Consider the following 22791-nt stretch of genomic DNA (forward strand, 5'->3'; position numbering starts at 1 on the left):
TGAGACCGGTAGCAGCACCGGCCTCTTTTTAGAAATGTCAAAGCCCCGGCTGCAGGATACGAATATTCATCTCCAGCACGTCACCTTTTACGGCTTCGCTATATGCTTTCATGTGCGGGGTTTGCAGATGCGCTTCAAGATGCGCGATGCTTTCCCACTGCTCAATCATCACGATAGAATCCGGTGCCATAGACTGGAAACTCACGCCAGCAGCGCAATCCACCATTGGCGCATAGCCGTGGCAACCTTCTTCTTTCAGTACGGTTGGAACGATTTTAGCAAACTGATCCAACACTGCCTGACGGTGATGTTGACCAGGACGAGTACGGATTTCTGCGATTACTGTAATCATGGTTAACTCCTTCTAAAGCCAGAGCTCTAGTTAACCAAAAATTTCCACAAGATGCTTGCGATATTCTTCAGTATAGCGGGGAACATCAGGCATTTTTATCACGTCATTAGCGATAAATGTCGGCAGCGGTTCCATGCCAAGGAATTGGTTTGCTTTATGGAACGGCAGGTACACACCGTCAACACCAACGCCGTGGAAGAACTGATCTTTTTCGGTGAAGGCTTCCATTGGTGCGTTCCAGGTCAGTGAAAGCATATATTTTTTGCCCTGTACCAGGCCGCCGGAACCGTATTTTTTTGATGGATCTTTGCGGGTACGACCATCGCTGGCATACAGAGTCCCGTGACCTTCGGTGAATACATCATCAATATATTTTTTCACTGTCCACGGCGCGCCCATCCACCAGCCTGGCATCTGCCAGATCACCACATCAGCCCAGAGAAAGTTTTGTACTTCCGCTTTGACATCGTAGTCGCTGTCGGCGCGAACAATGCGGACATCATGCCCGAGGTCGCGCAGTGTGCCATCCGCGACTTCGGTCAGGGTGTCGTTCAGTTGACCATTGGAGTGGGCGAATTTTTTCGCGCCGTTGATAATCAGGATGTTGCTCATTTTTTAACCTCAAGGTGAGACGTTTGCCGACTATAGTACGTCACAGAGCGGTACGGTGAAATTAGCAAAATGTGCAAAGTCTTTTGCGAATTTAGCAAAAGTCTGATCTTTCTCTGATTCACCGATGCGGGATAAATATTTTCTGAAAATGACAATACTTAAATCAACTTCCCATAAGCTCCCACAGGAGAGATGTATTATGCAAATGATACAGGAGTTTTTCGGAAAAAATGATTATGGAGAATATATATGTCAAATATGATATACTTATCAATTAAAGGGAAAATACAAGGTTTGATCTCTGAGGGTTGTGGTTCGTATGCATCTATTGGTAATAAATATCAAATAAATCATGTGGATGAAATTTTTGTTTTACAGTTCGACCATTCTTTAAGTCGAGAGTATAATGTAGTGCATCACCCCATAAAATTTTACAAGCCAATAGATAAATCCTCCCCTTTATTAAATGCCGCTCTTTCTGAAAATGAAGAGTTATCAGCTGTATTTAATTTTTATAGAATTAATTCTGGCGGTTGTATTGAAAGGTTTTACACAATTGAATTGCAAGGAGCACATTTATCGAATATTCTGACATGTTATCCACACTCAATTACACATGCGGGTAATCAGCCGGAAGATGTCATTGTTCTTAATTATAAAAATATAACATGGAAGCACCATATCGCGAGTACGGAATCATATAGTTGTTGGGAAGAAAGGATTTTTTAAATATGAAAAGCGATCTCACTATAAAAAATAGATATTGTACAATTCCACAAGCGAAGTTCCGTAAATGGGATGAAATGGACGTTTTACTCTGGAAGTTAGGAAAAAATGATTCGCGTCGCCGTTCAGGAGTATATTATTTAAATGCTTATAAAGATGCATATGTACAATATAATAGAGACAAAATAATTAAACATGCATACGCCGCTGGAATTCGTCCAGAGTTACTGGGCGGCGTGGCCTGGATTGAGTCAGGAGGTATGCCTGAAAATTATAAGTTTCAGATATATGAAACAAAAAGAATGATCGGATTGTTAGATATGCCTGAAAATAAAACATCATTTGGCTCAATGGGTATACAAATACGAACCGCAGCGATTACTCTAGGTCTAGACCCTTCAGAATTAACTACCAGAAATCAGTTAGAGTTAGCGACATGCCTAATGGAGGATGATTTTACCTTTCAAATTGCTGCTACTTATTTAAGAGATCTTGTTCTTTTTGATTATCCCTCTTCGGCAACACTGTATATGACGAATGAGCAGTATATTATGGCTGGTATTAGATATAATCGTGGTGTTGAACGAGATTTGGGTTTTTTTATTTGTTTAATTAATAATTTGCCTGCGCGTGATACAGATGATTATAAATTCATCTCTTATGGTATGAGGTTGTTAGAGATTAGAGAACATATCAAAAAATTGATTAATGAGTAATCAGATATGTTAAAAAAACAACTACTATCAATATTTGAAGCACTATTATATATAATGCTTACTTATTGGTTAATAGATTCTTTTTTTGCTTTCAATAAGTATGACTGGATGCTTGAGTCGGGAGACAATATTTGCAGTATACCTTCTGTTTCAGGCGAAGATCGTATATTGCAAGCAATGATTGCAGCATTTTTTCTTCTGACACCACTTATTATTCTTATCTTAAGAAAACTCTTTATGCGGGAAATGTTCGAGTTTTGGCTATATGTATTCTCGCTCGTTATTTGTCTGGGTTGTGGTTGGTGGCTTTTTTGGGGACGGTTTATATTTTGCTATTAGTAAAGTCTATGAGAGTCGTTTTAACGGCTCTCATAGACAGAGAAGTTACCAGCTTACCTTCGCCTCAAATCCACCTTGTTCCGCATTCCCAAAATCAACATTCATGCCATGCAATTTGGCGATTCGCTGGACAATCGATAGCCCAAGTCCACTGCCGGTAGCGGTTTGTCCGGGTGGGCGATAGAAGCGTTCGCCAATTCGCGCCAGTGCCTCTGGTGTCACACCGGGGCCGTTATCCCTCACGATGAAATTATCGGCATTCAGCGTGACGTCTACCACGCTACCTTGTGGACTGTAACGCACGGCGTTATCCAGCAAATTTCGCACCAACAAACTTAGCAATAGCGGTTGTCCGGTGCGTTTGATGCCGTTGGCTTTGAGTGTCAGTCGCACGTCAATTTTCGCCTGCTGCGCCGTGTGGTAAATATCCATCACCGACGATTGCAGGAGATCTTCAAGCGGGATCTCCGCGACGTCCTGAAGGTTATCCAGTGAGTCCAGCCGCGATAGCGTGAGCAGTTGATCAACCAGACGAGTAGCGCGATCGATCCCGGAATGTAATTGGAGCAGCGCTTTTTTCCGCGCCTGCGGATCATCGTCAGAGAGTTGAGCAACTTCGGTTTGCACTTTCAGCGCCGTTAACGGGCTACGAAGTTCGTGAGCTGCGTCGGAGGTAAAGCGTCGTTCACGAACCATCATCGTATGTGTGCGGGCGAACAGTTGATTTAGCGACTCAACCAGTGGGCGCACTTCGCTGGGTACGCCCGTCGCGTTTAGTGGTTTTTCCGAGTCTGGGTCACGCATACGTAGTGCCAGCGCCAGTTTGTTCAGCGGCGCGAGTTCACGACCCAGTAGTACCATCATGATGATTAACATAATCGGCAGTGCGACCAGCCACGGGATCAATTGTCCGGCAACAATCGCCAGCGCCATGTCTTCACGGTATTCCCATTCCTGACCCACAACGATGCGATATTTGCCATCAGGTGAGGTCATCCAGACAAAACGCCAGGGATCGTCTTCACCGACCAGTTGCCCGTCAGCAAAACCTTCCCGCTGATAGCTATAGGGAATATCTTCTCCGTTATCGCCATCGTTAAGGACCATTCTGCCGTCGTGGGTAAAGATGGCAAAAGTCAGCGCATCGTCATCAACATGACCGTGTTTTAATTTATTTGGCGTCTGTGCCATGCGATCCGCCGCGTTGATTTCGTTGAGATCGAGCGTACTTAACCGTTTGGCAAACAGCATCAGTTGGGTGTCGAACAACTCATCGACGTTATCCGTTGTTTGTTTCCAGGCGACAAAGCTGGAAAGCAGCCAGGTCACCGAGGCCAGAATTAAAAAGATTAGCGTCAGCCTGACTCGCAGACTAAGACGTTGGGTAAATTTCATTTCTCACCTAATGTGTAGCCAATACCATGCACGGTACGAATAAAATCACTGCCGAGTTTGCGTCGCAGATGATGCACATGCACTTCAACGGCATTACTGGTGACCTCTTCGTCCCAGGTATACAGTTTCTCTTCAATCAGTTTGCGCGGCAGTACCCGACCAGCGTTACGCATCAGTAATTCCAGCAGGGCAAATTCTTTTGGTTTCAGCGTTAAGGGTTCGCCAGCCAGCGTGGCGATACGTTTGCCGGGGTCTAGCATGACGTTGCCGTGGCGCAGCTCGTTGCTGGCCTGGCCGTTGGTTCGGCGCATCAGAGCTTCCAGCCTGGCGGCGACTTCTATCAACGCAAAAGGTTTACACAGATAATCGTCAGCTCCCAGACGCAGCCCTTCTACACGTTCCGCCAGCGCATCGCGCGCAGTCAGGATCAATACCGGCTCACGCTGACCTTTTTCTCGCCATTCGCGCAAAATATCGCGACCATCCATGCCCGGTAAGGTTAAATCCAGGATCACCGCATCATAAGGTGCGCTATATAGCGCCTCTTTTCCCTGACGACCTTGTGTAAACCAGTCGACGCGAAAACCCATTTTACTAAGGCCCGTTTTGATGCCGTCGCCAATCAGCATGTCATCTTCTATCAGTAAAATTCGCATTTTTTCATCCCTGCGATAACCGTATTTGCTGCCAGTAAACCGTGTTGTAACGCGCTCTGTACAGCATTAAATTTTATTTTTTTCCCTTAAGAAGTTGTTAAGGACTATCTTGTTAAATGCTCGGAAACAGACATTAAAGGGAGTAATAAACATGAAAAAATTCGCAGCAGTAATCGCAGTAATGGCCCTGTGCAGTACACCGGTTATGGCAGCAGAGCAGGGAGGTTTTTCTGGCCCATCGACAACGCAAAGTCAGGCCGGAGGATTCCAGGGGCCGAACGGCAGCGTAACGACCGTAGAAAGCGCAAAATCCCTGCGTGACGACACCTGGGTAACCCTACGCGGCAATATCGTTGAACGCATCTCTGACGATCTCTATGTGTTCAAAGATGCCAGCGGTACTATCAATGTTGATATCGACCACAAACGCTGGAACGGCGTGACGGTGACGCCGAAAGATACGGTTGAGATTCAGGGGGAAGTCGATAAAGACTGGAATTCTGTTGAAATTGACGTCAAACAGATCCGCAAAGTAAATCCGTAATTGTTACCGCTCCCGGGACGCGTTCCCGGGAATAATTTCGCAGGGAGGCAAAATGACAAACCTGACACTGGATGTAAATATTATCGATTTCCCATCAATCCCTGTGGCGATGTTGCCGCACCGCTGTAGCCCTGAGTTGCTCAACTACAGCGTGGCGAAATTTATCATGTGGCGTAAAGAGACGGGGCTTTCTCCTGTTAACCAAAGCCAGACTTTTGGCGTCGCCTGGGACGACCCTGCCACCACCGCACCGGAAGCGTTTCGCTTTGATATCTGCGGCAGCGTTAGCGAACCGATCCCCGATAATCGTTATGGCGTGAGTAATGGCGAACTTACCGGTGGGCGTTATGCTGTTGCCCGCCATGTTGGCGAGCTGGACGATATTTCACACACGATATGGGGCATCATTCGCCACTGGCTACCTGCAAGCGGCGAAAAAATGCGCAAAGCCCCGATCCTGTTTCACTACACCAATCTTGCCGAAGAGATGACAGAGCGGCGACTGGAAACGGATATTTATGTGCCGTTGGCGTGATGGGGAATCTTTACCGGAGTGTGAGCCAAATCACTCGCGATAAGTTTGAGCAAACAATGCCACAGGCGTATTGTTGTCGGGCTTATAATTTCTCCGGTAAGGAATACCATGTATACGCGAAATTTATTATGGCTGGTCAGCCTGGTAAGTGCGGCTCCTCTCTACGCTGCTGACGTTCCCGCCAACACACCGCTCGCCCCGCAACAAGTCTTTCGTTACAACAATCATAGCGACCCAGGCACGCTCGACCCGCAAAAGGTAGAGGAGAATACTGCCGCGCAGATTGTGCTGGATCTGTTTGAAGGTCTGGTATGGATGGACGGTGAAGGCCAGGTGCAGCCCGCTCAGGCTGAACGCTGGGAGATACTTGACGGCGGCAAGCGCTATATTTTCCATCTGCGTAGCGGTTTGCAGTGGTCAGACGGTCAGCCTCTGACGGCAGAGGATTTTGTCCTCGGCTGGCAGCGCGCGGTTGACCCGAAAACGGCAAGCCCTTTTGCTGGCTATCTGGCACAGGCGCACATTAACAATGCCGCGGCTATTGTTGCGGGTAAAGCAGATGTTACATCGCTGGGTGTCAAAGCGACGGATGATCGTACTCTTGAAGTTACGCTTGAGCAGCCAGTTCCTTGGTTCACGACGATGCTCGCCTGGCCGACGCTGTTCCCGGTTCCTCATCATGTCATCGCTAAACATGGCGATAGCTGGAGTAAGCCAGAGAACATGGTTTACAACGGTGCCTTTGTGCTTGATAAATGGGTAGTTAACGAAAAGATTACTGCACGCAAAAATCCAAAGTACCGCGATGCGCAACATACAGTATTGCAACAGGTTGAGTATCTGGCGCTGGATAATTCGGTCACCGGCTATAACCGCTATCGCGCGGGAGAGGTCGATCTCACCTGGGTTCCGGCGCAGCAAATTCCCGCCATTGAAAAATCACTGCCTGGCGAGCTACGAATTATCCCGCGTCTGAACAGCGAATATTACAACTTTAACCTTGAGAAACCGCCATTTAACGATGTGCGGGTGCGTCGGGCGCTATATCTTACGGTTGATCGACAGCTTATTGCGCAAAAGGTACTGGGGTTGAGAACGCCCGCAACCACGCTGACGCCGCCAGAGGTAAAAGGCTTTAGCGCGACGACGTTCGATGAACTGCAAAAGCCAATGAGTGAGCGTGTCGCGATGGCAAAAGTCTTGCTGAAACAGGCGGGATACGACGCCTCTCATCCGCTACGCTTTGAGCTGTTCTACAACAAGTACGATCTGCATGAAAAGACCGCGATAGCGTTGTCTTCCGAATGGAAAAAATGGCTGGGTGCACAGGTGACGCTGCGCACAATGGAGTGGAAAACCTATCTTGATGCCCGACGAGCCGGTGATTTTATGCTGTCTCGGCAGTCGTGGGATGCGACGTACAATGATGCCTCCAGCTTCCTGAACACGCTCAAAAGCGATAGTGAAGAAAACGTCGGTCACTGGAAAAATGCGCAGTATGACGCCTTACTAAACCAGGCCACGCAGATCACTGATGCAACAAAGCGTAATGCGTTGTATCAGCAGGCAGAAGTGATCATCAACCAGCAGGCACCGCTGATTCCCATCTACTATCAGCCGTTAATCAAACTGCTTAAACCCTACGTTGGCGGTTTTCCGCTGCATAATCCCCAGGATTATGTCTACAGCAAAGAGTTGTATATCAAGGCACATTGATGCCTTTATCGCCGTCGGAGCACGTCCGGCGGCGCTATTCACGCTGATCTCCTGTGACTCGACGCGGCAGATAATGTAGTATCTCCGGCAATATTGCCCCTTTGAAGGCTGGCGAATAAGTTGAGGAATCAGAATTAATGAGCGATATGGCAGAGCGCCTTGCGCTACATGAATTTACGGAAAACGCCTACTTAAACTACTCCATGTACGTGATCATGGACCGTGCGTTGCCGTTTATTGGTGATGGTCTGAAACCCGTTCAGCGGCGCATTGTGTATGCGATGTCTGAACTGGGCCTGAATGCCAGCGCCAAATTTAAAAAATCTGCCCGTACCGTCGGTGACGTACTGGGTAAATACCATCCGCACGGCGATAGTGCCTGTTATGAAGCGATGGTCCTGATGGCGCAGCCGTTCTCTTACCGTTATCCGCTGGTTGATGGTCAGGGGAACTGGGGGGCGCCGGACGATCCGAAATCGTTCGCGGCAATGCGTTACACCGAATCCCGGTTGTCGAAATATTCCGAACTGCTATTGAGCGAGCTGGGGCAGGGGACGGCTGACTGGGTGCCAAACTTCGACGGCACTTTGCAGGAGCCGAAAATGCTACCTGCCCGTCTGCCAAACATTTTGCTTAACGGCACCACCGGTATTGCCGTCGGCATGGCGACCGATATTCCACCGCATAACCTGCGTGAAGTGGCTCAGGCGGCAATCGCATTAATCGACCAACCGAAAACCACGCTCGATCAGCTGCTGGATATCGTGCAGGGGCCGGATTATCCGACTGAAGCGGAAATTATCACTTCGCGCGCCGAGATTCGTAAAATCTACGAGAACGGACGTGGTTCAGTGCGTATGCGCGCGGTGTGGAAGAAAGAAGATGGCGCGGTGGTTATCAGCGCATTGCCGCATCAGGTTTCAGGTGCGCGCGTACTGGAGCAAATTGCTGCGCAAATGCGCAACAAAAAGCTGCCGATGGTTGACGATCTGCGCGATGAATCTGACCACGAGAACCCGACCCGTCTGGTGATTGTGCCGCGTTCCAACCGCGTGGATATGGATCAGGTGATGAACCACCTCTTTGCTACCACCGATCTGGAAAAGAGCTATCGCATTAACCTCAATATGATCGGTCTGGATGGTCGTCCGGCGGTGAAAAACCTGCTGGAAATCCTCTCCGAATGGCTGGTGTTCCGCCGCGATACCGTGCGCCGCCGACTGAACTATCGTCTGGAGAAAGTCCTCAAGCGCCTGCATATCCTCGAAGGTTTGCTGGTGGCGTTTCTCAATATCGACGAAGTGATTGAGATCATTCGTAATGAAGATGAACCGAAACCGGCGCTGATGTCGCGGTTTGGCCTTACGGAAACCCAGGCGGAAGCGATCCTCGAACTGAAACTGCGTCATCTTGCCAAACTGGAAGAGATGAAGATTCGCGGTGAGCAGAGTGAGCTGGAAAAAGAGCGCGACCAGTTGCAGGGCATTTTGGCTTCCGAGCGTAAAATGAATAACCTGCTGAAGAAAGAACTGCAGGCAGACGCGCAAGCCTACGGTGACGAACGTCGTTCGCCGTTGCAGGAACGCGAAGAAGCGAAAGCGATGAGCGAGCACGACATGCTGCCGTCTGAACCTGTCACCATTGTGCTGTCGCAGATGGGCTGGGTACGCAGCGCTAAAGGCCATGATATCGACGCGCCGGGCCTGAATTATAAAGCGGGCGATAGCTTCAAAGCGGCGGTGAAAGGTAAGAGCAACCAACCGGTAGTGTTTGTTGATTCCACCGGTCGTAGCTATGCCATCGACCCGATTACGCTGCCGTCGGCGCGTGGTCAGGGCGAGCCGCTCACCGGCAAATTAACGTTGCCCCCTGGAGCGACCGTTGACCATATGCTGATGGAAAGCGACGATCAGAAACTGCTGATGGCTTCCGATGCGGGTTACGGTTTCGTCTGCACCTTTAACGATCTGGTGGCGCGTAACCGTGCAGGTAAGGCTTTGATCACCTTACCGGAAAATGCCCATGTTATGCCGCCGGTGGTGATTGAAGATGCTTCCGATATGCTGCTGGCAATCACTCAGGCAGGCCGTATGTTGATGTTCCCGGTAAGCGATCTGCCGCAGCTGTCGAAGGGCAAAGGCAACAAGATTATCAACATTCCATCGGCAGAAGCCGCGCGTGGCGAGGATGGCCTGGCGCAACTGTACGTTCTGCCGCCGCAAAGCACGCTGACCATTCATGTTGGGAAACGCAAAATTAAACTGCGTCCGGAAGAGCTACAGAAAGTCACTGGCGAACGTGGACGCCGCGGTACGTTGATGCGCGGTTTGCAGCGTATCGATCGTGTTGAGATCGACTCTCCTCGCCGTGCCAGCAGCGGTGATAGCGAAGAGTAATATGCCGGGGAGGGCGCTGTTTCCTCCCGCTTGCAAGGAACGCCGGATGAAACGTTAAGTCGTCATCCGGCAGCGTATTCAACCCCCGGAAACGATAAAAATTCCCTTGAAACCGTTGTTTATTCATGCGTTGCGATTAACAATACGCTTTTCCAGAGAGCGGCTTTTAACAATGCCCTAACCTGATTTTCAGGTGACGTACAATGCCAGTCTCTCAGACCTTCAGAGGGTGTTATGCTATATATCTTTCGTCTTATTATTACCGTGATTTACAGCATCTTAGTCTGTGTATTCGGCTCCATTTACTGCCTTTTCAGCCCGCGTAACCCGAAACATGTGGCCACCTTTGGGCATATGTTTGGCCGTCTTGCGCCGCTTTTCGGCCTGAAAGTGGAGTGCCGCAAACCTGCAGACGCTGAAAGCTACGGCAATGCTATCTATATTGCTAACCACCAGAACAATTATGACATGGTGACGGCATCGAACATTGTGCAGCCGCCGACAGTGACGGTAGGTAAAAAGAGCTTGCTGTGGATCCCCTTCTTCGGGCAGTTGTACTGGTTAACCGGCAACTTATTGATCGACAGAAACAATCGCACTAAAGCTCACGGCACTATTGCGGAAGTAGTGAATCACTTCAAAAAACGCCGTATTTCCATCTGGATGTTCCCGGAAGGAACCCGCAGCCGTGGTCGCGGCCTGCTGCCGTTCAAGACCGGGGCATTTCACGCGGCAATTGCGGCGGGCGTCCCGATTATACCCGTGTGCGTCTCTACAACTTCGAATAAGATTAATCTTAATCGGCTACACAACGGTCTGGTGATTGTCGAAATGCTGCCGCCAATTGACGTCAGTCAGTATGGCAAAGATCAGGTTCGCGAGTTGGCTGCCCATTGTCGTTCGATAATGGAACAAAAAATCGCCGAGCTCGATAAAGAAGTCGCAGAACGCGAAGCCGCCGGAAAAGTTTAAGTCGGCAATCTGTATTTTTGCGGGGAACACTTTCCTGCACGGTATTACTTTAGCCAGTTTTACATGGAGCAAATATGTCACTCAGTCGGCGTCAGTTCATTCAGGCATCGGGGATTGCACTTTGTGCAGGCGCTGTTCCCCTGAAGGCCAGCGCAGCCGGGCAACAGCAACCGCTACCCGTTCCGCCGCTGCTTGAATCTCGCCGTGGGCAACCGCTGTTTATGACTGTACAACGTGCGCACTGGTCATTTACGCCAGGGACACGCGCGTCGGTTTGGGGAATCAATGGTCGTTACCTGGGGCCGACTATCCGCGTCTGGAAGGGCGACGATGTTAAGCTTATTTACAGCAACCGCCTGACAGAAAATGTCTCAATGACGGTGGCCGGGCTACAGGTACCTGGCCCGCTGATGGGCGGTCCGGCACGGATGATGTCGCCAAACGCTGACTGGGCACCCGTACTGCCCATTCGCCAGAACGCAGCTACTCTGTGGTATCACGCCAATACTCCCAACCGCACGGCTCAGCAGGTCTATAACGGCCTTGCCGGAATGTGGCTGGTGGAAGATGAAGTCAGTAAATCGCTGCCTATCCCCAACCATTATGGTGTGGATGATTTTCCTGTCATTATTCAGGATAAACGGCTGGATAACTTTGGTACGCCAGAATACAACGAACCGGGAAGCGGCGGCTTTGTTGGTGATACGCTGCTGGTTAACGGTGTACAAAGCCCGTACGTTGAAGTCTCGCGTGGCTGGGTGCGCTTGCGTCTGTTGAACGCGTCGAACTCTCGTCGCTATCAACTACAGATGAGCGATGGTCGCCCGTTACATGTGATTTCTGGCGATCAGGGATTCCTGCCCGCTCCTGTATCGGTGAAGCAACTTTCGCTGGCACCGGGCGAGCGTCGTGAGATTCTGGTGGATATGAGCAACGGTGATGAAGTGTCGATTACCTGTGGCGAAGCGGCGAGCATTGTTGATCGTATTCGTGGCTTCTTTGAGCCATCCAGCATTCTGGTTTCTACGCTGGTGCTAACGCTGCGCCCAACCGGCCTTCTGCCGCTGGTCACTGACAGTCTTCCGATGCGCTTGCTGCCAACTGAAATCATGGCCGGTTCGCCGATTCGCAGTCGCGATATTAGTCTGGGTGATGACCCGGGTATTAATGGACAACTGTGGGACGTCAACCGTATTGATGTCACCGCGCAGCAAGGAACGTGGGAACGCTGGACGGTGCGCGCGGACGAGCCGCAAGCGTTCCATATTGAAGGCGTGATGTTCCAGATCCGTAACGTGAATGGCGCGATGCCGTTCCCGGAAGACAGAGGCTGGAAAGATACCGTTTGGGTTGACGGACAAGTGGAGCTGCTTGTTTATTTCGGTCAGCCTTCCTGGGCGCACTTCCCGTTCTACTTCAACAGTCAGACGCTGGAAATGGCGGACCGTGGCTCGATTGGGCAACTGTTGGTCAATCCGGTACCGTAATGGACCAATTCAATGCCCCACAGAGTGGTGGGGCATTGAAAATTACTCAGTATGCAGTCTTCATTGTGTATCAGGTCGAAAATAATCCTGGCAGCATCAGACTAAGCTGCGGGAAATAACAAATAATTGCCATTACTACAAACAATGCCAGAAACATCGGCAGTAATGGTTTTATTGCCCTGTCGATACTGACCTTACCAATGCTGCACCCCACAAACAGAATGGTGCCGACAGGTGGTGTGCAAAGGCCAATGGTTAAGTTGAAAACCATAATTATGCCGAAGTGAATCGGATCAATCCCCAGATGCTGGGCGATCGGCAGGAAAATAGGTGTAAATATCAGGATCGCCGGCGTGATATCCATAAAGGTACCGACGATCAACAGAATGATATTGATAATAAACAGAATGACCCATTTGTTATCCGAAACGCGGGTAATCAGTTCGTTGATCAACTCAGGAACATCAGCATTCGTCATGGCCCATGACATCCCCATCGAGCAGCCTACCAGTAACAGAACAATTGAACTGGTTACTACCGAATCTAACAGAATATCATTGAGCTTCTTAAGAGTGATTTCCCGGTAAATCATCGCCAGGGCTAAACTATAAATTACCGCAATTGCCGATGCTTCTGTAGGCGTAAATACCCCGGCGATAATACCGCCAATAATGATAAAAATAAGCATCAGGCTAGGAATTGATTCGCGGAATACTTGTAAAAACTGACGAAAATTGATGCGTTCGGCCACCGGATAATGGTTACGTCGGGCATAAAGTGCAGCTACAAACATTAAGGCAACAGCGGTGAGGATGCCCGGCAGATATCCAGCTAAGAACAACGCAGCGACAGAAGTCCCGCCACTGGCGAGGGAATAAACAATCAACACATTGCTCGGTGGGATCATCAGGCCAATGGGTGCAGAGGCAATATTAACCGCTGCTGAAAACGCCGGATCATATCCCTCTTTTTCTTGCAGTGGTGACATAATCCCACCTACCGCTGCGGCTGACGCAACGGCTGAACCTGAAATCGCACCAAACAGTGTATTCGCGAGGATATTACAATGAGCCAGTGAGCCAGGAAGACGCCCAACTAATGCTTGCGCCAGGTTAACCAGTCGTCTGGCTATACCACCGGTATTCATAATGTTTCCGGCTAACACGAAGAAGGGAATGGCTAATAGCGTAAAGCCATCCAGCCCCACAGTCATCTTTTGCGAAATCACAGAAATGGCGGCATCGGGTGGTAAGGCAGTAATAATAGATAACAGCGAAGAAAGACCAATCGCAAAAGTAATTGGCACACCTATTGCCAGCATGACGGCAAAACTGCCAAATAAAATTAAGACGGGGTAGATATATTCAAAGTCCATATTTCCCTCGTTAATGAAAATTCCGTTTACGATAGTTGTCAATAATATTCATTACTGAATACCAGACCAGAATAAGCCCACTGACAGGCATAACCCAATATACTTTATCCATTGGCCATTTTAATACTGGAGAGATTTGTCCAACATGTTGTGCTTTTTCAACAACAATATTCCCGCCATAGATCATGAAAATAACCGCAAAGACCGTAATAATAATTTGGATAAAACTGTCAAGCGTCAGAACAGATGCAGCCGGAAGTTTTTGAGCCAACAAATCAATGGCCAGATGTTTTTTTAACCCCGCAGTATATACACCGCCAAGTAAAATCATCCACATAAATAAAATCTGGGTGAACTCATCAAGCACAGTGCTGGGAGCGTTAAAAATAAAACGTGCAATAACTTGCCAGGTTACGCAGAACACCATAATGGCGAGAATAATGCAGCAACATCCGGCAAGGATCTTATTAAGAATATGAGTGAGTGTTCGCATAAGTCTTCCATGAAAAGGCAGGAATTACCTGCCCATTAGGGTTACATACTTTCTACTAGCTCAAGGTTTTTGGCTGATTGTGCATCTTTCGCCTTGAATTCATCGTATAACGGTTTGACGCGTTCTTTGAAAGCGGATTTATCAACATCAACAACTGTTGCGTTCATCCCTTTCATTTTGTCGTAGGCTTCTTTTTCAGCCGCAGGCCAGATGACGTCCTTCATCTGCATCATTGACTCATCGGCTGCTTTTAATAATGCCGTGCGCTCTTTATCACCAAGTTTATTTAACACGTCGGTGCTGATAATTAACACATCAGGTACCATGGTGTGTTCATCACGTGAATAGACTTTTGCGACTTCGGCGTGACGCATATCGGCATAGACAACGGTATTGTTCTCTCCGCCATCAACCACTCCTTGCTGAAGTGCGGTGTAGAGTTCGCCTTGCGCCATCGGGGTAGCGACACCACCGAGTGCTTTCATCATTGCAATGGCGCTGGGGCTTTGTTGAACCCTGATTTTCATTCCCGCTAAATCTTCAGGTTTTGTAATCGGTTTATTGGAATAAAAACTTCTCGCACCGCCGTCATAGTACGTAATACCAACAAAACCTTTGCTTTCTGATGAATTAAGTATTTTTTTACCTAAATCACTTTGCAGAACACGATAATAGTGATCACGGTCGCGGAATAAGAACGGCAGACTGAAAAGGCTGTAATCCGGAGCAAATGATTCTAGTGATGCAGCATTAACCTTAACCATCTGTAATGCACCGGAGTTCATTAATTCCAGTGATTCACGCTCATTACCTAATGTCGCATTTGGGTAAATGCGAATAACTAATTCACCATTAGAATACTCTTTGGTTTTATCCGCTAAATAGCTTAATGCTTTATGGACAGCATGGCTTTTATCCTGATTATGACTCAGTTTTAATGTTGTTTTTGCCAGTGTGGTATTAGATATTAATAAACAACTGGTTAACAGCATAAGCGATGCCGTCAGAGGACGAAGTGCTTTCATATCCTGCTCCTGGTTAATATAACAGAAACGATAAATACAGCGCTTTTCTATCGTTATAATAAAAAATAGTGATTAATTCTCTGCCAGATAATGGAATATTCCTGCCGGAACCGGAATACCTTCCTGTTGGCATTTTTCTTTGTAGTGCATTTGCGGATCGTTCGGCGCTAACACTTTTTCGACACCAGGAGCCGGTTTAACGGCATGCAGCTCCGTGACCATTTTCGCCATAGTTTTTGCAAAAACAGGATTGCCGAGCTTTTTCGGATCGATGGCAATAACCAAACTTGCCAGCTTACGCATCTTGTCATAATCACCATACATGCGAACAATATGGTTGCCAAAATTCGCATTCATCAGCACGCCAGTCAGTGCATCAATAGCCAGTGCAATGCCTGAACCTTTGTGTTGGCCGAAAGGTAGCAGGTTTTCAATCTTATACGGATCAGTGGTGCCATAACCGTTTTTATCTATCGCCAGCCCTTCACCAATATGTTTTCCGGTTTCCTTTGCATGAAGTATTTTGCCGAAAGCCGTGGCACTGGTCGCCATATCAACAATCATCGGATGGCTGTTTTCCACCGGGAAACCAAAGGCGATGGGGTTAGTTCCCAAAAAGCGCTCGGCGCCGCCATGGGGAGCCACACAGGTATCGGTTTGCGTCATTACGATAGCAACCAACCCTTTGTTGGTGATCATCTCTGCAAAATAAGATAACGCACCACAGTGAGACGTGTTTTTAACGCTAACAAAACCGAGACCCTCTTGCTGGGCCAGTTTAATAGCGTGCTCAGTGGCGCTAATTAATGCGGAATGCCCCATTCCGTCGTCAGAGTCGAGAATGGCCACTGACGGTGAAATTTGCTCAATGCTAAACTGCGGGGCTTTATTTAACCCTCCGGCAGCAAGGCGGGTGCAATAATGTTCGACACGCATAACACCATGTGAATGCACACCGGTAATATCGGCATGTACTAAAACATCTGTCACCTGTTGTGTGGTGTCGGTATCCAGCCCGGCGGTATGTAATTTGTGGTGCACCAGTGATTTTAAATTTTCTTCACTGACATAAACAGTTGTCATATTTGTTCCCTTAAAAAGTGATCACACCCTTGACCATATTTTTATTTTCTACAACGTTACGCTGGTAATCTTCGCCAACACTAAAGAAATTGAACGCCTGGTTTTTCATTAAATTTTCGTGAATTTTATTGCTGCGCATCAGTTCAATCACCAACGCAAAATCTTCCCGTGTGGCATTGCGGCTGCTGAGTAACGTTGTCTCTTTTTTATGGAAGGTCGGATCGTCAATAACAAGTTCACCAATGTACAAACCGATGAAAACAATTTTGCCGCCATGACGAATAAGATTGACATCATGACTCATTGAAGCTTTATTTCCCGTCGCATCCAGTACTACGCAAGCCAGTTCGCCTCCAAAGGCCTCACGAAGCGCGGCAATAAAATCTTCCTGTGTGGGATTGAAGGCATTAATCGCCAGATGATCCACAACGTGCTGGCGACGTTGACAGTCAATATCAGCAACAACAACATGTGCCCCTTTAGCCCGGGCGATGGCTGCGGTAGCCAGACCGATTGGCCCAGCGCCAATCACCAGTACGTTTTGTTCAGCCTTGATCTCTGCCCGACGAACGGCATGTGCACCAATGGCGAAACATTCAACCAATGCTCCGGCACTGTCGCTGACCTCGTCAGGGAGAGGCACAAGGTTGTCTTCACGTACCGCAAGGTACTCACTAAAACCCCCATCCTGATGCACGCCATACAGCGAAACACGTTCGCAGCAGTTCGTTTTCTCTTCCCGACAGGCTGCGCACTCGCCACACGGAATGCATGGGATGACGGAATAGCGCTGGCCTGATTGTGCTGTTTGGCACTGGCTGCCTCGCGAAACCGCTTCGGCGCATATTTCATGACCTAATACACGTGGGTAGCTAAAAAAAGGCTGTCTGCCGGCAAAAGCGTGAATATCAGTACCACAAATACCCACAGCTTTTATTTTTAACAGCACTTCATTATCTGCTGGTGTGGGAATATCCTTTTCCACATATTCCATAACGCCAGGCTGCTGACAAATTAATGTTTTCATTTCTGCTCATCCGATAATAATTGGCTGATGGTGGCCTTGATGCCTTTGTTTTTTATATTTGCAAAGGCGATTTTTATTTCATTTATAAATGGCTGATGGTTGCTTAAATCACCAAATATGGCGCTAAGGTGCAGTAATGCGAGCGCCTGTTGCCATGCGTCTTGTTGTTCCTTTATTAGCGCCTGAAATTGTTCATTCATTGGATCCGCGACAGACTGGCTTTTCTCAACAGCTTCAATGACATAATGCAACCAACCAGCAACGAGCAGTGACAGAACAGCATTGTTTTGTTTTTGCTGATGCAATTTCAGCCAGGGCGTCAGCGCACGCTGGGGAAGCTTTTGTGAACCGTCCATAGCGATTTGCCCGGTACGGTGTGCAACATTACGGTTGCTAAAGCGTTCAATTAACAGGTCGGCGTATTCCTGGGCGTCGATATTTAAGTCTGGATTAAGTGTTCGGGCTTGTTCATTAATCATCAGTTGGCGGGTAATGGAACGAAAATCAGCGTCTTCCATGCATTGCCAGATAAATTCATAGCCAGCCAGTGAGCCGTTATAGGCCAGAAATGAATGGCCACCGTTTAACATGCGTAACTTCATCTCTTCATAAGGCTGAACATTGCTGACAAACATCGCGCCTGCTTTATCCCATTGTGGTCGCCCATGCACAAAATTATCTTCAATCACCCACTGACGAAATGATTCGCAGACGATCCCGCAGGGATCGGCATAACCGGTTTTAGTTTCCAGTAAGGCGAATTGCGATTCGGTCATTGCCGGAACAATGCGATCGACCATCGTGCCTGGAAATGAGACATTTTCTTCGATCCACTGAGCCAGGGGCTGGTCCAGTTGTCGGGCAAAACCGAGAACGGCATTTCGCGTCAGATGCCCATTGTCTGGCAAGTTGTCGCAGGAGAGCACGCTAAAAGCGGCGAGCCCTGCCGCTTTACGTTGTTGCAAAGCACAGACGATCAAGCCAATAGCCGACTGAGGCGCATCCGGGTTTTGTAGATCGTGTTTGATTAATCCATTGGTGAGATCAAGCGATCGCGTTTGCGAATCGAGACAATAGCCTTTCTCGGTGATGGTTAATGAAACGATTTTTACCTGAGGTTCAGTCAATTTCTGGATTGCTGCGGCAATGCCATCCACGGGGGTATGAATACCGCCAGTTACCGAACGCACAAGGCGTGAGGTAGATTGCGATGCAGATGTTTCCACAACCGAAAACAGCCCATTTTGCGCATTTAAGTTTTCGATCAGTTGAGCATCACCAAACAGGTTGATCTCAAAGATCCCCCAGTGGGTGTCAGAAAGCTGATTAGTGAGATCCGTGTAGACAGCCTGGTGTCCGCGATGAAAAGCGCCAAAACCAATATGGACAATATCTGCCTGTAACCCGCCCCGAGGCCAGGTGGTTACCTGATCATAGTGGGCGGCATCGATACTTTCGTTCCCTGACATTATGCTCTTACTCCTGGTGGCTTGTGTGTATACCAATTTACATAATTCATTAGACCAAAAACAGAGAGATGCATCACGCTTGCAGAGAAAGGTAAAAGTACGAAACAGAACAACAAGGCGTTATTTATATCTGTATCAATGAGTTATATGAATAAAATGAAAGGAAAGTTTTTTAGAGGTCAGTTTTTAGGATAATTGCCGCTAATCTAAGATATCTGATGATAGTCGATTTATTAGACCAATTAAAAAGAGAGCGTGTACCAGTGGAGGGCGGAAGGCAGAGCCGGCGTTATTTTTTCCGCCAGCTCTGGACTAATGAAGGTTAACGAGCGAAGAAAAAGTCATCAAAATCGCTGATGGAAGCGTCTTGTTTGAAGATTTTGATCAGTTCATTTTTGCTGTTTTCCAGATGTCTCCAGGACGCTTCCCTGGCGAGCTCTGAATCTTTCTGTTGCAGAGCCAGGAAAATAGCCCGGTGATCTTCCAGCCATTGCAGACGCAAATGCTTTTCATGCAGGTACTTGTAGTTAAGTTTCTTCCAGCGGGGGTTTTCTGTACGAACTGCCCGCCATAATTCAGCAGCTTGTTTGATGAGTACCCGATTTTGCGTCGCTTCGGCAATAATGCTATGAAATCGGTGATCCAGGTCTTCAAATTTATCACTTTCCGCAGCGATGGCTTTTTCCTGTAATCCAATGATTTTCTTCAACTCTTGTAACTCGTTAAAGCTGATCTGGCTGGCAGCAAAACCGGTAATATTGCTCTCAATTACCTGACGTGCCTGTAACAGTTCAAACGGGCCAATTTCTGAATAGGGCATTAATGATTTCTGGTTGAGCTTATCGGTGGAGTCGACAAAGAAAATCCCTGACCCTTGCTTCACATTCAATACGCCTTTCAGTTCCAGCATAATGATGGCTTCACGAATGGTAGTTCGGCTGGTATTAAACCGCTCGCTCAGTTCACGTTCTGAAGGTAAGCGTTCTCCGGCCTTAAATACGCCTGAATACAGCAGCTCTTCAATCTGTAGACCAATATCGTAATAGCGGCGCTTTGTAATAACCTGTTCCATACCTTGCCTTACTGTGGGTGTCCTCGGATAGCCGATCGACGTGCAATATGATTTGAACGTTGCTGAGCGGCATAAATAGTAGCGGCAGTTGCCACGATACCGCCAGCCTTAAATGTGCTTGCCCAAGTCGGGCAGTGAAAAACCTCACCAGGGTATTTCGCCACCGTTCATCAACATCACTTCATTTCCGCGCGTGATACAGCGTATAATCCCCGGCCTTTGATTATTTTTTTACCATTTCTGGAAGCAAAATGAGCTCTATCTCCCTGATCCAACCGGATCGCGACCTGTTCTCCTGGCCGCAGTACTGGGCCGCCTGTTTTGGACCGGCACCGTTTTTGCCGATGTCACGTGAAGAGATGGATCAACTAGGCTGGGATAGCTGCGACATCATTTTGGTTACTGGCGACGCGTATGTCGATCACCCAAGCTTCGGGATGGCGATTTGCGGTCGTATGCTGGAAGCGCAGGGCTTTCGCGTCGGGATCATCGCCCAGCCAGACTGGAGCAGTAAAGACGACTTTATGCGTCTGGGTAAACCGAATCTGTTTTTCGGTGTTACTGCTGGCAACATGGACTCGATGATCAACCGCTATACCGCCGATCGCCGTTTACGTCATGACGATGCCTACACACCGGATAACGTCGCGGGTAAGCGTCCGGATCGCGCCACACTGGTTTATACCCAGCGTTGTAAAGAGGCGTGGAAAGATGTGCCGGTGATCCTCGGCGGTATTGAGGCCAGCCTGCGCCGTACCGCGCATTATGATTACTGGTCGGATACCGTGCGCCGTTCGGTGTTGGTGGATTCCAAAGCTGACATGCTGATGTTCGGTAACGGCGAGCGTCCGCTGGTGGAAGTGGCGCACCGTCTGGCGATGGGCGAGCCGATTAGTGAAATCCGCGATGTGCGTAATACCGCGATTATCGTAAAAGAGGCGTTGCCTGGCTGGAGCGGTGTGGATTCCACCCGTCTTGATACCCCAGGGAAAATCGACCCAATCCCGCATCCGTATGGCGAAGATTTGCCGTGCGCGGATAACAAACCGGTAGCTCCGAAAAAGCAGGAAGCCAAAGCTGTAACCGTGCAGCCACCACGCCCGAAACCGTGGGAAAAAACCTACGTGTTGCTGCCTTCTTTCGAGAAAGTGAAGGGCGATAAAGTGCTGTACGCCCATGCTTCGCGCATTCTGCACCACGAAACTAACCCAGGCTGCGCCCGCGCATTGATGCAAAAACATGGCGACCGCTATGTATGGATCAACCCGCCTGCTATTCCGCTTTCTACCGAAGAGATGGATAGCGTCTTTGCGCTGCCGTACAAGCGCGTGCCGCATCCGGCTTACGGTAATGCCCGAATTCCGGCTTACGAAATGATTCGTTTCTCGGTCAACATTATGCGTGGCTGCTTTGGCGGCTGCTCTTTCTGTTCTATTACCGAGCACGAAGGGCGCATTATTCAGAGCCGTTCCGAAGATTCGATTATTAATGAGATCGAAGCGATCCGCGACACTGTTCCAGGTTTTACGGGCGTGATTTCCGATCTCGGTGGGCCTACTGCCAACATGTATATGTTGCGCTGCAAATCGCCACGCGCTGAGCAAACCTGCCGTCGTTTGTCGTGCGTTTATCCGGATATTTGTCCGCACATGGACACTAACCATGAACCGACGATCAACCTCTATCGCCGTGCGCGCGATCTGAAAGGCATTAAAAAGATCCTGATTGCCTCTGGTGTGCGTTATGACATCGCCGTAGAAGATCCGCGCTATATCAAAGAGCTGGCGACCCATCACGTTGGCGGTTATCTGAAGATTGCCCCGGAACATACCGAAGAAGGGCCGTTATCGAAGATGATGAAGCCGGGCATGGGCAGCTATGACCGCTTTAAAGAGCTGTTCGATACTTACTCGAAACAGGCAGGTAAAGAACAGTATCTGATCCCGTATTTCATCTCCGCGCACCCGGGTACGCGTGATGAAGATATGGTGAATCTGGCGCTATGGCTGAAAAAGCATCGCTTCCGCCTCGACCAGGTGCAGAACTTCTATCCGTCGCCGCTGGCTAACTCGACCACCATGTATTACACCGGCAAAAACCCGCTGGCGAAGATTGGTTATAAGAGTGAAGACGTCTTCGTACCGAAGGGCGACAAGCAGCGTCGCCTGCATAAAGCGTTGTTGCGTTACCACGATCCGGCAAACTGGCCGTTAATCCGCCAGGCGCTGGAAGCGATGGGCAAAAAGCATCTGATTGGCAGCCGTCGCGATTGCTTAGTGCCTGCGCCAACCATTGAAGAGATGCGTGAAGCTCGCCGTCAGAACCGCAATACCCGTCCGGCGTTGACTAAACATACGCCGATGGCGACCCAGCGTCAGACGCCTGCTACGGCAAAAAAAGCGTCGTCTACGCAATCTCGCCTGCAGAATGCTGGTGCGAAGAAACGCCCTAAAGCGGCGGTTGGACGTTAAAAAATATCCCCGGTAACAGAATGCTGCCGGGGATTTTTTTATCATTCTGCGTACATACGCAAGCAGCGCAGGCAGTCGAAATAGTCCTGTGCATCAAGACGCGTATTGGCTCTGTTAGCTTCGGATTTGGCAGCATAGATTTGTGGGCGTAATGCTTTCATATCCTGCTCAAGCCGGGCGATTTTGGCATTTAATGTTTGCACATTGCTCGCCAGCTGATTGATCTTTTGCTCATTGACGCAGCCACTGAGCAAGCAGGTTGCCAGAACAACAGCTCCCACGGTGAAAATCGTTTTCATATAGTGTTCCCTTTTATTTATTGTTCCGGCT

22 protein-coding genes are annotated in these 22791 nt (G+C 48.7%); 10 read left to right on the plus strand and 12 right to left on the minus strand.

Features of this window, described 5'->3' with window-relative positions:
* Positions 1 to 37: 37 nt before the first annotated feature.
* Both HBM92_RS03545 and mdaB read right to left on the minus strand, forming a co-directional pair.
* A complete protein-coding gene (locus tag HBM92_RS03545) occupies positions 38 to 352 on the minus strand; it encodes a putative quinol monooxygenase (RefSeq protein ID WP_000633738.1) in 315 nt (104 codons plus the stop codon).
* Positions 353 to 382: 30 nt separating this feature from the next.
* Complete coding sequence (gene mdaB, locus HBM92_RS03550; protein ID WP_000065430.1) at positions 383 to 964, minus strand: NADPH:quinone oxidoreductase MdaB; 582 nt, start codon at positions 962 to 964, stop codon at positions 383 to 385.
* A 249-nt stretch (positions 965 to 1213) separates the two neighbouring features.
* Here mdaB and HBM92_RS25215 point away from each other — a divergent pair, with 249 nt between their 5' ends.
* From HBM92_RS25215 to HBM92_RS03560, 3 genes are read left to right on the plus strand one after another with little or no spacing between them, the layout of a single operon-like run.
* Positions 1214 to 1693, plus strand: coding sequence for an Hcp family type VI secretion system effector (locus HBM92_RS25215; RefSeq protein WP_000069056.1), 480 nt, complete (start codon positions 1214 to 1216; stop codon positions 1691 to 1693).
* A gap of 2 nt (positions 1694 to 1695) precedes the next feature.
* Complete coding sequence (locus tag HBM92_RS25220) at positions 1696 to 2406, plus strand: hypothetical protein (protein WP_000834021.1); 711 nt, start codon at positions 1696 to 1698, stop codon at positions 2404 to 2406.
* A 6-nt stretch (positions 2407 to 2412) separates the two neighbouring features.
* The gene (locus HBM92_RS03560) at positions 2413 to 2745 is read left to right on the plus strand and encodes a DUF2645 family protein (protein ID WP_000914696.1); all 333 of its coding nucleotides are present in this window, start codon (positions 2413 to 2415) and stop codon (positions 2743 to 2745) included.
* 45 nt (positions 2746 to 2790) lie between these two features.
* Here the strand turns inward: HBM92_RS03560 and qseC are convergent, their stop codons facing one another.
* Together qseC and qseB are read right to left on the minus strand one after the other, a co-directional pair.
* Positions 2791 to 4140 (minus strand): quorum sensing histidine kinase QseC, encoded by a 1350-nt coding sequence (gene qseC / locus HBM92_RS03565; RefSeq protein WP_000673390.1) that lies wholly within the window; start codon positions 4138 to 4140, stop codon positions 2791 to 2793.
* Positions 4137 to 4796 (minus strand): quorum sensing response regulator transcription factor QseB, encoded by a 660-nt coding sequence (gene qseB / locus HBM92_RS03570; RefSeq protein ID WP_001221477.1) that lies wholly within the window; start codon positions 4794 to 4796, stop codon positions 4137 to 4139. Before qseB ends, qseC begins: the two co-directional genes overlap by 4 nt.
* A gap of 151 nt (positions 4797 to 4947) precedes the next feature.
* Between qseB and ygiW the strand changes: the two genes are divergently transcribed.
* The 6 genes from ygiW (at position 4948) to ftsP (ending at position 12446) form a co-directional block, all read left to right on the plus strand.
* Positions 4948 to 5340, plus strand: a complete 393-nt coding sequence (gene ygiW, locus HBM92_RS03575) for an OB fold stress tolerance protein YgiW (protein ID WP_000712665.1) — start codon at positions 4948 to 4950, stop codon at positions 5338 to 5340.
* A gap of 52 nt (positions 5341 to 5392) precedes the next feature.
* Positions 5393 to 5875 carry a GyrI-like domain-containing protein gene (locus HBM92_RS03580; protein ID WP_000183488.1) on the plus strand — a complete coding sequence of 161 codons (483 nt, stop codon included), beginning with the start codon at positions 5393 to 5395 and terminating at the stop codon, positions 5873 to 5875.
* Positions 5876 to 5983: 108 nt separating this feature from the next.
* Positions 5984 to 7591, plus strand: a complete 1608-nt coding sequence (locus HBM92_RS03585) for an ABC transporter substrate-binding protein (RefSeq protein WP_001305104.1) — start codon at positions 5984 to 5986, stop codon at positions 7589 to 7591.
* 137 nt (positions 7592 to 7728) lie between these two features.
* Complete coding sequence (gene parC, locus HBM92_RS03590; RefSeq protein ID WP_001281890.1) at positions 7729 to 9987, plus strand: DNA topoisomerase IV subunit A; 2259 nt, start codon at positions 7729 to 7731, stop codon at positions 9985 to 9987.
* Between the two features lie 234 nt (positions 9988 to 10221).
* The gene (plsC, locus tag HBM92_RS03595) at positions 10222 to 10959 is read left to right on the plus strand and encodes a 1-acylglycerol-3-phosphate O-acyltransferase (protein ID WP_000965712.1); all 738 of its coding nucleotides are present in this window, start codon (positions 10222 to 10224) and stop codon (positions 10957 to 10959) included.
* Between the two features lie 74 nt (positions 10960 to 11033).
* The gene (ftsP, locus tag HBM92_RS03600; RefSeq protein WP_000059395.1) at positions 11034 to 12446 is read left to right on the plus strand and encodes a cell division protein FtsP; all 1413 of its coding nucleotides are present in this window, start codon (positions 11034 to 11036) and stop codon (positions 12444 to 12446) included.
* A 70-nt stretch (positions 12447 to 12516) separates the two neighbouring features.
* Here ftsP and HBM92_RS03605 read toward each other — a convergent pair whose 3' ends face one another.
* The 7 genes from HBM92_RS03605 to HBM92_RS03635 form a co-directional block, all read right to left on the minus strand.
* Complete coding sequence (locus tag HBM92_RS03605; protein ID WP_001305102.1) at positions 12517 to 13821, minus strand: TRAP transporter large permease; 1305 nt, start codon at positions 13819 to 13821, stop codon at positions 12517 to 12519.
* Positions 13822 to 13831: 10 nt separating this feature from the next.
* Positions 13832 to 14314 carry a TRAP transporter small permease gene (locus tag HBM92_RS03610; protein WP_001259753.1) on the minus strand — a complete coding sequence of 161 codons (483 nt, stop codon included), beginning with the start codon at positions 14312 to 14314 and terminating at the stop codon, positions 13832 to 13834.
* Positions 14315 to 14355: 41 nt separating this feature from the next.
* Positions 14356 to 15339, minus strand: a complete 984-nt coding sequence (locus tag HBM92_RS03615) for a TRAP transporter substrate-binding protein (protein WP_000645961.1) — start codon at positions 15337 to 15339, stop codon at positions 14356 to 14358.
* Between the two features lie 72 nt (positions 15340 to 15411).
* Positions 15412 to 16422: an Ldh family oxidoreductase gene (locus tag HBM92_RS03620; protein ID WP_000214542.1), complete on the minus strand. Its 1011-nt coding sequence runs from the start codon at positions 16420 to 16422 to the stop codon at positions 15412 to 15414.
* A gap of 10 nt (positions 16423 to 16432) precedes the next feature.
* Positions 16433 to 17449, minus strand: a complete 1017-nt coding sequence (locus tag HBM92_RS03625; protein WP_000853923.1) for a zinc-binding alcohol dehydrogenase family protein — start codon at positions 17447 to 17449, stop codon at positions 16433 to 16435.
* On the minus strand, positions 17446 to 18918 hold the full coding sequence (locus tag HBM92_RS03630) for a mannitol dehydrogenase family protein (protein WP_001305101.1): 1473 nt from the start codon (positions 18916 to 18918) through the stop codon (positions 17446 to 17448). The genes HBM92_RS03625 and HBM92_RS03630 overlap by 4 nt, the downstream gene beginning before the upstream one ends.
* Before the next feature lie 322 nt (positions 18919 to 19240).
* Complete coding sequence (locus HBM92_RS03635; RefSeq protein WP_000438650.1) at positions 19241 to 19990, minus strand: FCD domain-containing protein; 750 nt, start codon at positions 19988 to 19990, stop codon at positions 19241 to 19243.
* Between the two features lie 251 nt (positions 19991 to 20241).
* Here HBM92_RS03635 and HBM92_RS03640 point away from each other — a divergent pair, with 251 nt between their 5' ends.
* The gene (locus tag HBM92_RS03640; protein WP_000095186.1) at positions 20242 to 22461 is read left to right on the plus strand and encodes a YgiQ family radical SAM protein; all 2220 of its coding nucleotides are present in this window, start codon (positions 20242 to 20244) and stop codon (positions 22459 to 22461) included.
* A 41-nt stretch (positions 22462 to 22502) separates the two neighbouring features.
* Here the strand turns inward: HBM92_RS03640 and yqhH are convergent, their stop codons facing one another.
* A complete protein-coding gene (yqhH, locus tag HBM92_RS03645) occupies positions 22503 to 22760 on the minus strand; it encodes a lipoprotein YqhH (RefSeq protein WP_000848521.1) in 258 nt (85 codons plus the stop codon).
* Positions 22761 to 22791: the final 31 nt, after the last annotated feature.

Origin of the sequence: Escherichia sp. E.sYA108, from assembly GCF_011754335.1 — a bacterium.
GTDB lineage: Bacteria > Pseudomonadota > Gammaproteobacteria > Enterobacterales > Enterobacteriaceae > Escherichia > Escherichia coli.

Excerpts from the sequence above, each read along its gene's own strand:
- ftsP (WP_000059395.1), top strand. The coding sequence starts at position 11,034 with ATGTCACTCAGTCGGCGTCAGTTCATTCAGGCATCGGGGATTGCACTT.
- HBM92_RS03640 (WP_000095186.1), top strand. The coding sequence starts at position 20,242 with ATGAGCTCTATCTCCCTGATCCAACCGGATCGCGACCTGTTCTCCTGG.
- parC (WP_001281890.1), top strand. The coding sequence starts at position 7,729 with ATGAGCGATATGGCAGAGCGCCTTGCGCTACATGAATTTACGGAAAAC.
- HBM92_RS03610 (WP_001259753.1), bottom strand. The coding sequence starts at position 14,314 with ATGCGAACACTCACTCATATTCTTAATAAGATCCTTGCCGGATGTTGC.
- HBM92_RS03580 (WP_000183488.1), top strand. The coding sequence starts at position 5,393 with ATGACAAACCTGACACTGGATGTAAATATTATCGATTTCCCATCAATC.
- qseB (WP_001221477.1), bottom strand. The coding sequence starts at position 4,796 with ATGCGAATTTTACTGATAGAAGATGACATGCTGATTGGCGACGGCATC.
- HBM92_RS03615 (WP_000645961.1), bottom strand. The coding sequence starts at position 15,339 with ATGAAAGCACTTCGTCCTCTGACGGCATCGCTTATGCTGTTAACCAGT.
- HBM92_RS03585 (WP_001305104.1), top strand. The coding sequence starts at position 5,984 with ATGTATACGCGAAATTTATTATGGCTGGTCAGCCTGGTAAGTGCGGCT.
- HBM92_RS03635 (WP_000438650.1), bottom strand. The coding sequence starts at position 19,990 with ATGGAACAGGTTATTACAAAGCGCCGCTATTACGATATTGGTCTACAG.
- HBM92_RS03605 (WP_001305102.1), bottom strand. The coding sequence starts at position 13,821 with ATGGACTTTGAATATATCTACCCCGTCTTAATTTTATTTGGCAGTTTT.
- HBM92_RS03625 (WP_000853923.1), bottom strand. The coding sequence starts at position 17,449 with ATGAAAACATTAATTTGTCAGCAGCCTGGCGTTATGGAATATGTGGAA.
- HBM92_RS25220 (WP_000834021.1), top strand. The coding sequence starts at position 1,696 with ATGAAAAGCGATCTCACTATAAAAAATAGATATTGTACAATTCCACAA.
- HBM92_RS03620 (WP_000214542.1), bottom strand. The coding sequence starts at position 16,422 with ATGACAACTGTTTATGTCAGTGAAGAAAATTTAAAATCACTGGTGCAC.
- yqhH (WP_000848521.1), bottom strand. The coding sequence starts at position 22,760 with ATGAAAACGATTTTCACCGTGGGAGCTGTTGTTCTGGCAACCTGCTTG.
- HBM92_RS25215 (WP_000069056.1), top strand. The coding sequence starts at position 1,214 with ATGTCAAATATGATATACTTATCAATTAAAGGGAAAATACAAGGTTTG.
- HBM92_RS03630 (WP_001305101.1), bottom strand. The coding sequence starts at position 18,918 with ATGTCAGGGAACGAAAGTATCGATGCCGCCCACTATGATCAGGTAACC.
- qseC (WP_000673390.1), bottom strand. The coding sequence starts at position 4,140 with ATGAAATTTACCCAACGTCTTAGTCTGCGAGTCAGGCTGACGCTAATC.
- HBM92_RS03560 (WP_000914696.1), top strand. The coding sequence starts at position 2,413 with ATGTTAAAAAAACAACTACTATCAATATTTGAAGCACTATTATATATA.
- mdaB (WP_000065430.1), bottom strand. The coding sequence starts at position 964 with ATGAGCAACATCCTGATTATCAACGGCGCGAAAAAATTCGCCCACTCC.
- plsC (WP_000965712.1), top strand. The coding sequence starts at position 10,222 with ATGCTATATATCTTTCGTCTTATTATTACCGTGATTTACAGCATCTTA.
- ygiW (WP_000712665.1), top strand. The coding sequence starts at position 4,948 with ATGAAAAAATTCGCAGCAGTAATCGCAGTAATGGCCCTGTGCAGTACA.
- HBM92_RS03545 (WP_000633738.1), bottom strand. The coding sequence starts at position 352 with ATGATTACAGTAATCGCAGAAATCCGTACTCGTCCTGGTCAACATCAC.